The sequence below is a fragment of the Sporosarcina sp. P2 genome (genome assembly GCF_002743255.1).
Taxonomy (GTDB): Bacteria; Bacillota; Bacilli; order Bacillales_A; family Planococcaceae; genus Sporosarcina.
Genome location: NZ_PDYY01000011.1, coordinates 1 through 14,755, shown reverse-complemented (window position 1 = coordinate 14,755; position 14,755 = coordinate 1). Strand labels below are relative to the sequence as shown.

The following is a 14,755-nucleotide window of genomic DNA, read 5'->3' as shown; positions in this document are numbered from 1 at the left end:
CTATCCCTCCATTTTCATTTCACTGTAAATAGTGAGTATTGAACACCACTTGGTAAACGTTCACCCGTAGCGACGAATATATGTTTATTCATCCAGTCATACTTTGGAGAATCCGTCTCGAAAATTGGAGCATGTCTGAAGTAATACTGATCAGCGGGCACCTTTTCACCTCTGTTCAATTTTTCAAGAATCTCCTTAGGACCTGTACGGATTCCACGATAAATCATTAAAATCGTTTCGTGATCATCTGTTTCAAGGACGATCTTCACATCTTGAATAATTGTTCCGTCTTCCCTGACAGTTATCCAGTCCGAACCTCCTGGCAATACTTTCGCTTCGAATTTTGGTCCCGTTAGCTTACCGCCGGTTACTCCAATAATTCGTCTTCCTGAACCATTATAGGTTTTCTTTAGAACAGGAAAATCAACTTCAACGTCCAATGTCATATTACATAAGAACTCCAAATTAGGCGCATTATAAAATTGCATAGTAAATTCCACACTTTCTTTTATAATTTATATTTAATAAAATAAAAAACGACATCAACCAGAAGGCAAAATTTTGCCTTTTGGTTAATGCCGTTATTAACTGAGGTATAAAGGTATTGGGTACCTTCTGTCAGTGAACAGGCAGACTATTTTTCAATCTCATCACAATAACGTTGATGAGCATTTTTTAAAGCTACAATAACTGATTGTTGCGATGGTGCAATAAAGTTCTTTTTAATTCTCTCAATTATCTCATCTAACTCATCATAGAAATTAGAACCAACCAATAGTTTAGAGAAATAACTTGATGCCAAGCTAGTTATAAAAGTAAACTCTACATCCACAATTCTATGGGTCTCTTTGTCGATCTCCATGACTAATCCTGCATGCTTAAACCGTTCATACATCGCTGAACCTTGTGGAGCCTTTGAATACGCAGTCACTAATATAGTATCCAACAGAAAAGACACCTCATCAATAGGTATTTTAAATTGTACATTAATCTTATCAGTATGTATTTTTGTTGTCAACATTCAAATAACTCTGTAAAGTGTAATTCACATTCACCATATTCTTACTTTTAAGTACACAAAAATTCGTTACGCCATTTAACACATGAAGAATTAAATTCATAATGGAGCTTGACATGCAAAATTTCATTTGTTATTATTACTCTATATTTCTGATAATTTTTAAAACAAACATACGCATAGATTTTATTTGCTCCCTCTTTATCTTTCCCTCTTTAAGAGTCGGTAAAGAAATGCAAACTTGCCTTTATCTAGTTGGAGATACTCCTATCTTCATCTACTAGATTATGACGGCATTAATCTGGAGATTTACTCTCAGCAGATTAATGCCGTTTTTTGTTTTCCTAGAAATATGTTAGCATCAGCTTTCATTTCCATGAGGTCCTACAATACAGATACTAAATTGCCGTTCTCATTCATTACCCCTATCGCTATGAGAGGTGGGAACCTATGTAGAATTTAGGAAAGTTATGAAAAAATGTATAACTCACTGTATCAACCCTTATTTTAATTATTCTATTCGTCTATTTCTTATTCTCGCTTGTGTTTCAATAACTACTACTGAAAGGAAGTCATATTATGAACATACATTCCATTTATATCCATATTGTAGAATTACCGACTATTAGGCCACATAAACTATCCATGCATACTATAACAAAACAAACTATTGTCGTCGCTCAAATCAACGATACGGAAGGTCTTACAGGTTGGTCGGAAGTTGCAACAATAGGAGGTGCTTCTTATGGTGAAGCAACTCCTGAGGCTATCAAAGTAAATTGTGAAACGTATATAACGCCACATCTAATCGGGAAAAATCCACAACAATTTAATTTGCTTATGTACGAAATCTCGAAAACTGTTTCAGGGAACTACTTTGCCCGCGCCTTAATCGAAGGAGCACTAATCGACTTAGCAGCAAAGCAGAGAAACATTCCCGCTTATGATCTTTTGGGAGGAAAAATACATGACTCACTTCCAGTGGCATGGACTTTGGCAAGTGGAGATACGGGTAAGGATATCGAAGAAGCAAAGGAACTACTTCAACAAAAGAAACATCGTATTTTCAAGTTGAAGATTGGTGTTGGAGACGCTATGGAGAATGTGGAACACGTGCTGAAGATTAAGAAAGAAGTAGGTGACGTTGCTAGATTTACTGTAGACGTTAATCAAGCTTGGGATGAAACAACTGCTAACTATGCGATTGCCCGTCTCCAAGATGGTGGTGTTTCAATGATCGAACAACCACTGCCGAAATGGAACTTTGAAGGCATGAGTCGTTTGACTGAACGTTTCTCTGTACCAATTATGGCAGATGAAGGTGCGAATTCGATTCATGAAATATTCCAGATAGCTAAACACCGGTCAGGAAACAGTATTGCTCTTAAAATATGTAAAGCTGGCGGACTACAAGCAACAAAGACTGTAGCTGGCATTGCAGAAGCAGCAGGACTAGGGTTGTATGGGGGGACAATGATTGAATCTTCATTAGGAACAGCTATAGGACTTCATGTATATTCAACTATCCCTCATATGGAATTCGGCACAGAACTCTTCGGTCCTTTGTTGTTCAAAGATACAATTACAGCAAATAATATCGAATACAATAACTTTGACGTTGTTATTCCAGGTGGCCCCGGTTTTGGAATGATCATTGATGAAGAAAAATTAAATCATTACAAACGATTCTAAATTTTAATCAGTAATGTATTTAAAAGCCAAGTACATGCACATTAATGCGTGGGTACTTGGCACTTTTTATGAAGTTTTCAACATAAAAAAACTATCGTTGAATGTATTCTAACAACATTCAGCGATAGCCTTGATTAAAAAGTTTGTCACCAGTTTTTTGGAGATTCCAATTTAGCATATGTAGTGACAAATAATATGTGTAGTGATAAAAAGGCAACGGTAAAACACATTTATACTTACCTAAATATAAGATTCTTTCTTTTGGGCCCAATAATAAACCAGCAGTCCTGCAACAATATAAATTGAATAGAATATGTACAATGAACTAAAACTAATAACACTTACTAACACGCCTGCTAACAGCGCCCCTCCGCTAATACCTATATCAAAAATCGATAGGAAAGTAGCCAATGCCACAGGACGACGCTTAGGTTCCGAATTTTGCAGGACGACTGTTTGAAAACTTGGGAAAAGCGTACCCCATCCTCCCCCTATAAATGCAGCAGCAATGAAAAAGAGTAATGCGTTAGTTGTCATACCTAGAAGGAACATCCCTATGGCAAATGAAACTATCGCAGGAAAAATAATTGTATTGGCTCCATACTGATCATACCATTTACTGGTTAGCGGGCGTGTCAATAGAAGTATAATTACATACACTATAAAAAAGTAACTAGATTCCGCTCCCAGCCCCTTTTCAACAGCAAAACCGCCATGAAAGACAAAACAGACGCATACGCAGTACCAAAAAATGCTCCTGTAAACGAAATACGTAAAGCAGACTTTTCAAATAAAGGTGCTCTTTTTTCACCAGGGGAACGTTTCACAAGATTTTCTTCTGGCAGATGAGCCATTAAACCAAACAAAAAAGAAATTAGAGAACAAAAAGCACACGCCCAAAACAAGACGTATAAACCAAAACCATCCAAGATAGTAAGTCCAATAAATGGACCAATCACCATTCCCAGATTTGTTGATAAAATAAAGTAACCCATTCCTTCACCTTTTCGAGATTCAGGTACAATATCAGCTATGATCACTACTGTAATAGTAGTAGCCATACCAAATCCAAAACCATGAATGAAACGTATGACAAGTAGCAAGACAATAGAATCAAAAAAGCTATAAAGAATTGAAGCAGTTGTAAAAAGAACGAGCGATACAATCAACATAAATCGTTTGCCATATGACTCAATCCACGGCCCCATAAAAGGTCTAATAATAATCGCAGCGCCGATATAAACGGTTGTAAACAAGCCTGCTACGGCACTTGTTGAGCCAAAATGCGTGATTGCGACAGTTGGTAAGGTAACAAGCAAAGCAAAGTACGTCACAATAAAAAAGAAGTTTACTGCAGATATAAATATAAAATTTTTCGTCCATAAAGTGTTTTTGCTCATTAAAAATCCACCTCGCAAACAAATGTGAAACGTTACAAATGTATCTTTTACCATTAATTAATTCTACCCAATCAAGTTTTTATTGATTGGGTAGAATTAATTATCGCGCTTATACAATTCGCTCAAGCCTTTATACTCTTTCACGTAACTAATTAAGAACTTATTTCTCTTTCATTGTTAGTGCTCTTAGTTCTTCTACTAACTCAGGTACTTCCTTTTCCAAGTACTCCCACTCAGTATCATAGGCTAAATTCAAAAACTTTTCTTCCTCAGCTTTAGGCAATTTGAAAAGTTCAACACCGATCTTTTCTAATTCTACAATTTCTTCTTTATCAAGTTCTGTATAGTAGTCGACCATTTCTTTCTCATAGTCAGCTGTTGCCGCAATAATTGCATCGCGATCTTCGGTTGAAATTTCATTCCATCTATCATTATTCATGAGTATCGTACAGTTTTGCGTCCAAAAAGGATGGTCCAAAATATATTTAGATGAATCAGTCCAACCATCCTTTCTAGGCCCATTAAACCCACCATATACAAACCCCTTAACAACACCTGTTTGTAAGGAAGTATAAACTTCTGAAGGATCAATCATTGCAGAAGCAATTCCTAATTTTTCAAAGAAACGTGTATAGTTTGGTGCTGATCGGATAGGCAGTTTTTTTAAATCATCTACGCTATCAATTGGCTCATTTAACCATAGTCTTGGTGAACCTGTTAACCATCGACCTAAGTACATAACGTTCATTTTTTCATGTTGATCTACCATTAAATCGTAAAATCCATTTTCTCTTTCTTCCGATGGTGTTAGTTGCGATAAAGCTATGCTCAGCGTTTCCGGTGCAAGTGATTGGTATTGTCCAATATACGTAAAGTTAATATCCATAACACCAGAATTCATTGCTTCAAATTGCTCGCCAATAGGTATTACATCGGCGCCACCACGCCAATTTACCTTCACTCTGCCATCCGTTGCATCTTCTACCGAGTCAATCCAATCATAAAGTGTTGCAGTTAAAGGATGATCTTTTGGTAAAAAACTAACAGCATTTAATGTAACGCTCTTTGAATCACTACCTTCCTTTTCTCCATTGCCACTTGAACAAGCCGTTAAAAGGCTGACTAGAAGAACAAGTATGATCGTCTGATATATTTTTAGATTTTTTATCATGGTCTTCCTCCTAAATTATAATTTCTCTAAATTATTACTTAACAAAGCTTGGTAACCATAAAGTTAATGATGGGAATATAATCATTAGCGCCATTATTGCTAAATTCAACAAAATAAAAGGAACGACTGCGCTATAAATCTCTTTCATCGATATAGAGTCTTTTGGAATCACTGCTTTCATTGCAAAGAGATCCATACCAAAAGGTGGTGTAATTGTTGCGACTTGCATATTAAGAAGCATAATTGCCCCAAACCACAAAGGATCGAACCCCATTGTTCCTGCAATCGGCATAAGTATCGGAAGTGTCATCATCATTATTGATAAAGGTTCCATAAAACACCCGAGGATCAGTAGAACGATCTGAATTATTACCAAAACAATAAGTGGTGGAAATTCCAAGTTTCCAACGAGCTGTACCAGACCTTGCGTTACACCTGTGTAACTTAAAATTTGACCAAATGTAGTGGATCCTATAATAATCATAAAAATCATAACACTGGATCTTAAAGTACCGGTAAGGGAATCCCAGAACTTAGCCCAGGTCAGACCACCATAAAAATAAGACAGGACAATGGTTCCTAACGCCCCTAAAACCGCACTTTGTGTAGGCGTTGCAATTCCAAGTATAATAACACCCAATAAAAGGAACACAATAAATCCAAGTGGCAAAATATATTTAACCGTTCCAATTAGCTTTTCAGATAAAGGCACCTTCTCTACATCATAGGCAGGAGCTAGCTCTGGCTGAAAATAACATCTAATAATAATATATAGGACAAATATTACTGCCAATAATAAACCCGGTACGACAATTGCAAATAGGAAATGTCCGACAGGTATCGATGCAAGCGAAGCAAGCAATATACCTAACGCGGTAGGTGGAATCATAGTAGCAAGGCCGGCACTACCAAGTATTGGTCCAACAGTCATTGCAGGACTATAACCCTTTTTCTGCATATCCGGAACTAATAATGATCCTAATAATGCAGTACTTGCTACACTCGAACCACTTAGAACTGAAAATAAAGTTCCACTTCCAACAGCAACAATACTTAGCCGACCTGGTAAATTCCCAAACCATTTTCCAACTGCATCAAAAACTTTAAAACCTAAGCCCGTTCGAAACATAATCTCACCCATTAAGATAAACATTGGGATAGGTAATAATGAAAACTTTGATACGGAAGAAAATATATTTAAGATGAGTTGGTTAAGTCCCGCTTCTCCGTTCCATAAAACGATGACACCTACAATATTTATTGTTAAAAATGAGAATGCAATTGGTAATCCTATCATAAATAAAATAAACATACTTCCAAATACTAGTGCTAAAACGCCCCACCATTCCATCTAATTACCTCCTAGCTTTTCTTGCTACTTATTTTAAGTTTATTGATCGCAGATAGGATGTTTCGGATGAATTGTACGAAAACAAATAAAAAGCTGACTGGTATGATGACTATTAGCATAGAACGTGGGATTTCTAAGATAGTCTCTGTTTTTATATCCCTCATATATAAGTTCCATGTTGCCAAAAATCCATATACGGTAATAATCAAAGAGATGATGGCACCTATGCACGAATTCACTATCTCCATACGCGTTCTATTTTTTTCACTTAGTCTATTTAATAATAAATCTAGCTTAATATGTCCATCTTCTCTCAATAACCAAGCAACCCCTAGAAAAGTTAAAAATACTAGAAGGTATTCTGAAACCTCTAAAATCCATGAAAATTGATTGCTGAAAAATTTTAATGAAACAATATCAACGATGATCAATAAACTAATAATGATGATTACGACCCTACCTAGAATAGCCATAAAGTTTATGACAGAATCGAAAAGCTTATTTATTCTTAACAGCACATGCATCTTCCCCCTTTTTTTCTATCGATTCTATCAGTATAAATATGCTACATTTATCTAGATCTTTTCTCTTAATAATTGATTACTAATCAGATGAAATTACCTCTGCTCTGAAATAAAAAATAGTCTCCTAAATATATATGATATTTAGGAGACTGCAGTATAATCGATAATTCCACATGTAGGAATTTCCATTTATAAGGTACTCCGCTTTTCATTTTAACTGCTGGAAATTTACTGTGAGGTGTAAAAAATGCATTTGAAAACATGAGTGGGCTACCATTATTCAATTCCTTCCCATAAGCATCTCAGGCAGCTAGCACGAGTATCAAAAACGATTTCATCTTTATAATATTCATAATCTCTCCCCTTTTTCCCTAACTTTTACTTACCATCATGTAGTTCCTATTCAGTTTCAATGCTTGAAACCACTGCTGTGATTGTTCGTAGCAGTCACCAATCTCAAGTATTTTTTTATCGGAAAATGGTCTTCCAATTATCTGAAGCCCTACTGGAAGCTTCGTCTTCGTGAATCCACATGCAACAGAAAGTGCTGGAAACCCAAGGATATTTGCGAGTGGAGTTTTACCAAGTGTAAACATATTGCTTATTGCTTGTTCAGAAACCATTGTACCGATCTCAAATGGTGGTTGGACGTTTGTCGGTCCAATTAGTGCATCAATACCGCTCATCTGTCTCATTGTATTCTGTACGAATTGTCTTCGAGTACGTTGAGCATTTATATAATCCGTCGCTGAAATGTCCCGGCCGAATTGGAATCGGAATTTCAAATCATCTCCGTATAAATCACCGTGTTTTTTTAACAAAGGATCATGGAAAGATACTACTTCAGATTGAGCAATCGTTTTCAAACCATCAAGTGCCTCATTAATTCCAGGTAAATCAATTGGAACGATTTCAGCTCCAAGAAACTTTAATTGATCGAATGCTTGTTCAATTACACGCTTCACGTCTGTATCAATACCGGAATACATATAGGGTTCATAGAAACCTAATGTAATCCCCTTTAAACTCTGTAATGATTCGTTGAAATAAATTGCATGATTCTTCTTAACTGAAGAATCATCTTTTGGATCATAGCCCTTCATGGCTTCTAGCATAATGGCAGCATCCTTTACCGTCCTCGTCATCGGTCCAACGTGGTCAAGTGACCAACTAAACGGAAAGCCTCCATATCTGCTTACCAGCCCATACGTAGGTTTAAATCCGACGGTTCCACACATTGCTGCAGGTAACCGGACGGAACCTGCGGTATCTGTCCCAATAGAACCAAAAGCCATTCCTGTAGCTGTTGCGACAGCAGAACCGCCACTTGAACCACCAGGTATTTTTGTTATGTCCCACGGATTTTTCGCACTTCCGTAATGGGGGTTTTCGGTTGTTGCCCCCATAGCAAATTCATGAAGGTTTGCTTTCCCTATAATAATAGCCCCTGCTTCCTTCATTCTATGAACGGCAGTTGCATCTTCATCGGGTATCCAATTTTTAAATATTTTTGATCCACCTGTAGTCCGGGCTCCTGCTGTTTGCAATATATCCTTTACCGCAATAGGTATACCATGTAACGGTCCACGGATTTCACCATTTTGCAGCTCTGACTCAAGTACTCTTGCTTGATTAATCGCTTCATCTTCCATAACTGTTATGAAAGCTTTCAATGTAGGGTCATACTCCTTGATACGGGCAAGCGATAGTTTAGTTAACTCTACTGGAGAGACTTTTTTCTTTTGAATTAACGAACCTACTGACTCAATAGTTTCGAATAGAATTTCACTCATCATTATCCTCCCCAACATTTTCTAGCGAAAAGATAAATGCAGGTTCACCCGATAAAATCTCTGATTTTTCTATCCCAATTATAGTAATTAAGTAATCGTTTAGATTCACTTGAAAATCCTCCTTTCAGCTAATTAGCGAGTAGTGTGACACGCTAAATTAAAAGATTTTGTTTCATGCATATTTACTAAATCAACTTTCAGAAAACTTGAACGAGTCTAGGTTTATGAAAATGCCCTACTATATTAAGATTAATATAATTTTTGGGAACGTAATTAGTAATGCTATAAATGCGACATACGCAACTAGGAAGTACGATGCCCCCCTAAATACGGTTGTGATTGGAGTATCCTTGGTCAAGCCCTGTACAACAAAGACATTTACCCCCACTGGCGGTGTAATGGCTCCCATACTTGTCACGACACAAAGAAGAACTGCAAACCAGATAGGATCATAACCAAGAGCTATTACGGTTGGGTAAAAGATTGGGATGGAGATAATTAAAAATCCTAGAGCATCCATTATGGAGCCGCCAATGACATAAACAATCAAAATAGCAATTAGCACAAAGATTGGTGCAACCGGAAGATTAGTCACCCATTCAGCTACCGCATATGGAAGTCTTGTAACTGTTAAAAATCGTCCGAACACCATCGCTCCTACCACAAGCATTAATACCATCGCAGATGAACGGAGAGTACCAGCCATCGCTTCTAGAAAGTTTTCTTTTGTCATCTTTCCCATAACTAAGGAAATAACAATTGCACCAAAGGCACCAAAGGCACCGGATTCAGTCGGTGTAAAAAAGCCGAAAAACAAACCACCGATAACGAAGACAAATAGCACTGCAACAGGAATAACACCTACCAAAGATAAAAGTCTTTCCTTCATGCTAGATTTTTCACCTGCTGGTCCAAGTGTTGGTGATTTTACACATAAGTAGACAACTGTTGCAATCAAGAGCGCAGTTAAGAAAATACCAGGAATTATACTCGCTACAAATAGATCTTTAACTGATACTTCCATTTGCAAGGCAAGAACGATTAGTACTGTACTTGGAGGGATAATAATACCAAGTGTTCCGCCTGTTGCAATACTTCCCGTACTAAGAGCCTTATCATATTTATATTTCTCAAGTTCCGGGAGGGCCATCGTTCCCATTGTTGCGGCAGTTGCTGAATTAGATCCACAGATAGAAGCAAAACCCGCACTGGCTAAAATAGTTGTACTTGCCATACCACCTCGAAAATGTCCAACCCATTTATACGCTGACTCAAACATTTTCTCTGTAATCCCTGTTCTAAAAACAATTTCCCCCATTAAAATATAAAGTGGAATAACACTTAGTGAGTAGCTGGAAAATTGATTCCATAAATCAGCGCTCAAAACATTAAAGGCTGCTTTAGGTGAAACAGCTACTATTAAACCCATAAAACCAACAATAAACATCGTAAAACTAATTGGCATCCGTAAAAACATGAATAAGAACAATGTTAGGATTCCAAGTACTGCCAATAGATTCATATCCATTTTAGGATGCCACCTTCCATATCAAGATTGTTTCTTTCACAATAGCTAAAACTAACCCTATAAATCCAATCGAACTTAGGATGACAATTGGATAAAATGAAAATTGTATTGTTTGCGATACAACACCATTGCTTCCTAAATTTAGACCGAACAGTAGAAGTTGCCAAGCTGCTACTAGGAAGAAAGAAGCGCTCAAAACATTCATAACCGTATGAATTATTCTTCTTAGCATAGAGGGAAACTTATCCACTAGCATATCAATATAGACATGTCCTTTATTTAATTGTGTATAGCCTAAAGCAAAAATTCCTGTAATTGCCCCAAGCCAACTTACTATCTCCACTGTTCCTGCAATTGGATCAGAGTACATACGTTTGATAGAATTAAATACAATCAATAACATCATCAACATTAGAGCCATGCCAGCAATAACAGCTAGAAATCGGTTTAAATAGTCAGTAGTCTTAAAAAATAGATTTGATGTAGATACTACTTTTTCTTCATGTTTGTCTTCTATAAATGAAGCGCTTTCAATATCGAATTCTACTATTTGTTCGTTTCTCATTCGCAAACCTCCATATCTAAAGGAATAACTCAATCAGCGTTATTATATTTCTCGATTAGCTCTTCCATCTCGCTCAAATATTCCTCTGCTGGAAGACCTCCATTTTGTACTTCTTCAACAACTTCTTTTTGCATATCGCTAAGCTTTTTATCCCACTTCTTCATTTCTTCTTCTGGTAATTCAACAACTTCAAGTCCTTCAGAATCTATACTCCATTCCAAAGATTCTTTAACATGATTATCCAAGTAATGTCCAGTAAATTCAGTCATCTCTTTATTCAACTCTTCAATTACTGCTTGAACGTCCTCGGGTAGCGAATCCCATTTATCTTTATTCATGACAGCGATAAATGTATTTAATGCCAATGGATAATCTGTAACATATCCAACTATCTCCGCCAGCTTGGAATCTTTAAGTACCTCCCTAGAAGATACGTAGCCTTCAACAATTCCTGTTTGCAAAGCCTCAGGCACTTCCGCCTGCGACATTCCGACGGGAGCAGCTCCAAGTTCCGACATAATTGGCGCAAGGGCACCAGCTATACGTAACTGTTTTCCTTTTAATTCACTTAAAGACTTTATAGGCTTTTTACTTTGTATATATGCGGGTTCAGTAGCAAATGTAGTGATGATCTTAAAGTTATCAAGTGCCTCTGGTGGATAATTATTTACTAAATCGGCAGTGACTTTACTTGCAACCGTTGCGTTTTTATAACCTGATGGCATATCTGATATTGACAAAAGTGGAAATCTACCAGGTTCATATGATGTAGAAGTTAAACCTATATCTGCAGTGCCATTCTCTACTCCGTCATACATATTATTGGCTTCTAGTAAGGTTCCACCGGTAAATAAATCGACTTGTACTTTCCCATCTGTTCTTTCCTCAAGACGTTTTTTCCACTCTTCCATTTGAATAGCTGGGAATGTATTAGGCGGTGCAAAAAAAGCATAACTAAGCTTAATAACATCATTATTTTTTCCCGCGCTTGCTTTTCCTTCATTTCCGTCACATGCTGACATGATCATGACCAATAAAACTAACGACATTGAAATAAGCAACCTTCTCATTCTTCCACTCCCCTTTTAAAAACATTAGAAACTTTAATTCACTTTCCAACACTTATTAATTTAGACTTATTAATTTTCTACCAAGAAAAATGGTCTTCCAATTGAAGCCTCTAGTCGGAAGTATCGATCTATCCCTGCTTCACGGAATGAATGCGTCATATTTGTTACCGTTTGCAAGTCGGGTATATTGTAAAGGAAACATGCATGCCAATTAGTTGGACCTGCATGTCCCGCCGTTAAAATATCGCGGTCAAATGTTCCCAATAGTTCTGATCCATTACTTTCCCATTCTTTTATAATAGATTTCAATTTAGGCAATAGTTCATTCTCTTTTTGCTCTTGTGTAGTATCAAACCATCCTGTCGATTCAAAAGTAATAAAGACTCTTAATGGATTCGGTATTTGCGGTGCACCATGTACAATTTTCTTCAATTTTTCCAGCTCCTCTTAGTGTATAAGTATTTATCTCATGTATAGTCCGCCGTTAATATCGAACGTGGAACCTGTAATATAACCAGCGGCATCTGAAGCAAGATATGAAACCATACTGGCAACTTCCTCTGCTTCACCAAATCTTTGTACCGGTATACTTTCTTTCATGTTCTTCAATTTACCTGGCTCAATAGTATCCATTTCCGGTGTCTGAATAGCTGCCGGTGCAACTGCATTAACCGTAATTCCTAGACCAGCCAGTGATCTGGCAAAGGACTTTGTAAGCACAAGTTGACCTGCTTTTGAAGCGCAATAATGTGCTCCGGATGAAAGCGGTCCCGCTTGTCCCCCAAAAGATGAAATGTTAATTATACGTCCACTCTTTTGTCGTTTCATCGTATCTAGTACTGCCTGAGAGTAAAAAAACGTTCCTCCAAGATTAACGGATAAAATTAAATTCCATTCTTCTTCCGTAATATCTTCAACAGACGTCTCTTTTCGAACACCAGCGTTATTTACCAAGATATCAATTCTTCCCCAATGCTCCACTATGGTCTTCACACTCTCTTTAATCGCATTCACATTCGATACGTCCATAGCTATAAACATTGTTTTGGAAAAGTCATATTGACTTACTAGCTCTGAAGTCTTCACTTCGTTTAACAACTGTTCATTTACATCTACAAAAACAACACGTTTCCCTTCCAAGAGAAATTTCTCAGCAATAGCGAGACCTAATCCCTGACCCGCCCCTGTTATAATGGCTACTTGGCTTACCGTATTTTTTTGCACAGTTATACTAACTCCTATCTTCATTAAATTCAATATACCTTTAGATACTGGTAATTAACTTTTGAATTGTACTTATGTTGGATCAAGCCAGAATGTTCTTCATAACCGCCATTGCATTCAGACCAGAAACTTTAACAATATCTTCAATTGAATAATTCTTTTTTATCATCCAACCTATCATATTCTTCATTGCTTCCGATGGATTTTCCAATCCTTCAACATACGAGGATTCTTCAAATTCCTCCCCGCTATGTGAAGCTGAAATGCCCAACATATCATCAAACGCATGCTGCAAGGCTACATGATCTCCAAAAAATGTATCTGGACCGAAACCGACATGATCAATTCCGACTAAATCTACAAGATACTCAAAATGCTGCATCACTGAGTGTATAGAGTGTTTTGGGGAACTCTTCGTTAAAGTCGTATTGGGTGCAGCACAGACTCCAATGATCCCACCTTTTTCTGCGCAAGCTTTCAACACATGATTTGGTTTCATCCTAGGTGTATTCCATAAAGCACGTGCCCCTGCATGTGTCATAAGAACAGGATCACGACTTTCCTCAATAACATCTAAACTTGTTTGATCTCCGCAATGAGAAATATCAATTATCATACCTAATGTATTCATTCTTTCAACAACACGACGCCCAAAATTAGTTAAACCACCATCTCGACGCTCGATTAGTCCCGAACCAAGAGTGTTTGCTTCGTTATACGTGATGCCCATACATCGAATACCAAAGCCGTAAAGAATATCTACACGATCCAGCTCGTTTTCCAAGATGCTTGCTGCCTCTAAAGATGGTAGAAGTGCAGTTTGTTTCAATTGCTTAGCTTTCGTTAAATCGTCGTAGGATCGTGCAATGGTGACTGTATTTTGACGTTGAATGTCTGCATATCTCATACCTAGTAGATAAATAACATCGTCCCACTTCAAACCATTCTTCGATGTAATAGTTGAAACTCCATCCATAAAGTTTTCAAAAATGATATCGATTCCCGATTTAGCAATTCCCTCATAATGAAAGAATGTATGTAATTCTCCGCAATAAGGCAAAATATCTTCTCGTTTTTCAGGAACAATAAATCCGTGATCCCTTAGCGATACAATGAAATTCTCCGTTAAAACTTCATTTAACTTATTCTCTTCATCTGCTGTGAGATGAAGAGAATAAGCGGGAACACGATTTAGATCTGTTGCCAGCTCATAATGTTTATAGTCTTTGTTTGCTTTTAGATAGTTAAACGATGTGTATCCTTCGTATCGTTTCTTATTCATTGATTTTCTACTGCCTGTTTCTTTTCAAATTGTTCTTTTAGTGGAAATGCTTCCTGCCACTTTTTCTCTTTGTCATCATAAAGCCCTTCACTATACAGTGTTTTTAATGATTGATTTTCCAATACTAACGGCTCTTG

At 37.1% G+C, this 14,755-nt stretch carries 15 protein-coding genes; 1 reads left to right on the top strand and 14 read right to left on the bottom strand.

From position 1 onward, the window contains the following. Nucleotides 1-14 precede the first annotated feature (14 nt). Together CSV67_RS11925 and CSV67_RS11920 are read right to left on the bottom strand one after the other, a co-directional pair. A complete protein-coding gene (locus tag CSV67_RS11925) occupies nt 15-488 on the bottom strand; it encodes a DUF3237 domain-containing protein (RefSeq protein ID WP_099631817.1) in 474 nt (157 codons plus the stop codon). A 146-nt stretch (nt 489-634) separates the two neighbouring features. Beyond that, the gene (locus tag CSV67_RS11920) at nt 635-1,021 is read right to left on the bottom strand and encodes a DUF3870 domain-containing protein (RefSeq protein WP_099631816.1); all 387 of its coding nucleotides are present in this window, start codon (nt 1,019-1,021) and stop codon (nt 635-637) included. Nucleotides 1,022-1,597: 576 nt separating this feature from the next. Between CSV67_RS11920 and CSV67_RS11915 the strand changes: the two genes are divergently transcribed. Further along, the gene (locus tag CSV67_RS11915) at nt 1,598-2,710 is read left to right on the top strand and encodes a muconate cycloisomerase family protein (protein WP_099631815.1); all 1,113 of its coding nucleotides are present in this window, start codon (nt 1,598-1,600) and stop codon (nt 2,708-2,710) included. 240 nt (nt 2,711-2,950) lie between these two features. Here the strand turns inward: CSV67_RS11915 and CSV67_RS11910 are convergent, their stop codons facing one another. From CSV67_RS11910 to CSV67_RS11855, 12 genes are all read right to left on the bottom strand, one after another. After that, a complete protein-coding gene (locus tag CSV67_RS11910; RefSeq protein ID WP_158232933.1) occupies nt 2,951-3,370 on the bottom strand; it encodes an MFS transporter in 420 nt (139 codons plus the stop codon). Further along, nucleotides 3,370-4,164, bottom strand: coding sequence for an MFS transporter (locus tag CSV67_RS11905; RefSeq protein ID WP_099631813.1), 795 nt, complete (start codon nt 4,162-4,164; stop codon nt 3,370-3,372). Before CSV67_RS11905 ends, CSV67_RS11910 begins: the two co-directional genes overlap by 1 nt. A gap of 106 nt (nt 4,165-4,270) precedes the next feature. After that, nucleotides 4,271-5,281, bottom strand: coding sequence for a TRAP transporter substrate-binding protein DctP (gene dctP / locus CSV67_RS11900; RefSeq protein ID WP_099631812.1), 1,011 nt, complete (start codon nt 5,279-5,281; stop codon nt 4,271-4,273). Between the two features lie 34 nt (nt 5,282-5,315). Further along, nucleotides 5,316-6,632 carry a TRAP transporter large permease gene (locus tag CSV67_RS11895; RefSeq protein WP_099631811.1) on the bottom strand — a complete coding sequence of 439 codons (1,317 nt, stop codon included), beginning with the start codon at nt 6,630-6,632 and terminating at the stop codon, nt 5,316-5,318. Between the two features lie 11 nt (nt 6,633-6,643). After that, nucleotides 6,644-7,150, bottom strand: a complete 507-nt coding sequence (locus CSV67_RS11890; protein WP_158232932.1) for a TRAP transporter small permease — start codon at nt 7,148-7,150, stop codon at nt 6,644-6,646. 377 nt (nt 7,151-7,527) lie between these two features. Further along, nucleotides 7,528-8,949: an amidase gene (locus CSV67_RS11885; protein WP_099631809.1), complete on the bottom strand. Its 1,422-nt coding sequence runs from the start codon at nt 8,947-8,949 to the stop codon at nt 7,528-7,530. A 238-nt stretch (nt 8,950-9,187) separates the two neighbouring features. Then, entirely contained in the window at nt 9,188-10,477 is a 1,290-nt protein-coding gene (locus CSV67_RS11880; RefSeq protein ID WP_099631808.1) for a TRAP transporter large permease, read from the bottom strand. A 1-nt stretch (nt 10,478) separates the two neighbouring features. Continuing rightward, nucleotides 10,479-11,042 (bottom strand): TRAP transporter small permease, encoded by a 564-nt coding sequence (locus CSV67_RS11875; RefSeq protein WP_099631807.1) that lies wholly within the window; start codon nt 11,040-11,042, stop codon nt 10,479-10,481. Between the two features lie 29 nt (nt 11,043-11,071). Then, the gene (locus CSV67_RS11870) at nt 11,072-12,091 is read right to left on the bottom strand and encodes a TRAP transporter substrate-binding protein (protein WP_233192606.1); all 1,020 of its coding nucleotides are present in this window, start codon (nt 12,089-12,091) and stop codon (nt 11,072-11,074) included. A gap of 90 nt (nt 12,092-12,181) precedes the next feature. Next, the gene (locus tag CSV67_RS11865; RefSeq protein WP_099631805.1) at nt 12,182-12,544 is read right to left on the bottom strand and encodes a hypothetical protein; all 363 of its coding nucleotides are present in this window, start codon (nt 12,542-12,544) and stop codon (nt 12,182-12,184) included. 30 nt (nt 12,545-12,574) lie between these two features. Continuing rightward, the gene (locus CSV67_RS11860; RefSeq protein WP_233191680.1) at nt 12,575-13,336 is read right to left on the bottom strand and encodes an SDR family NAD(P)-dependent oxidoreductase; all 762 of its coding nucleotides are present in this window, start codon (nt 13,334-13,336) and stop codon (nt 12,575-12,577) included. An 82-nt stretch (nt 13,337-13,418) separates the two neighbouring features. Next, nucleotides 13,419-14,618, bottom strand: coding sequence for a dipeptidase (locus CSV67_RS11855; RefSeq protein WP_099631803.1), 1,200 nt, complete (start codon nt 14,616-14,618; stop codon nt 13,419-13,421). Between the last annotated feature and the right edge of the window lie 137 nt (nt 14,619-14,755).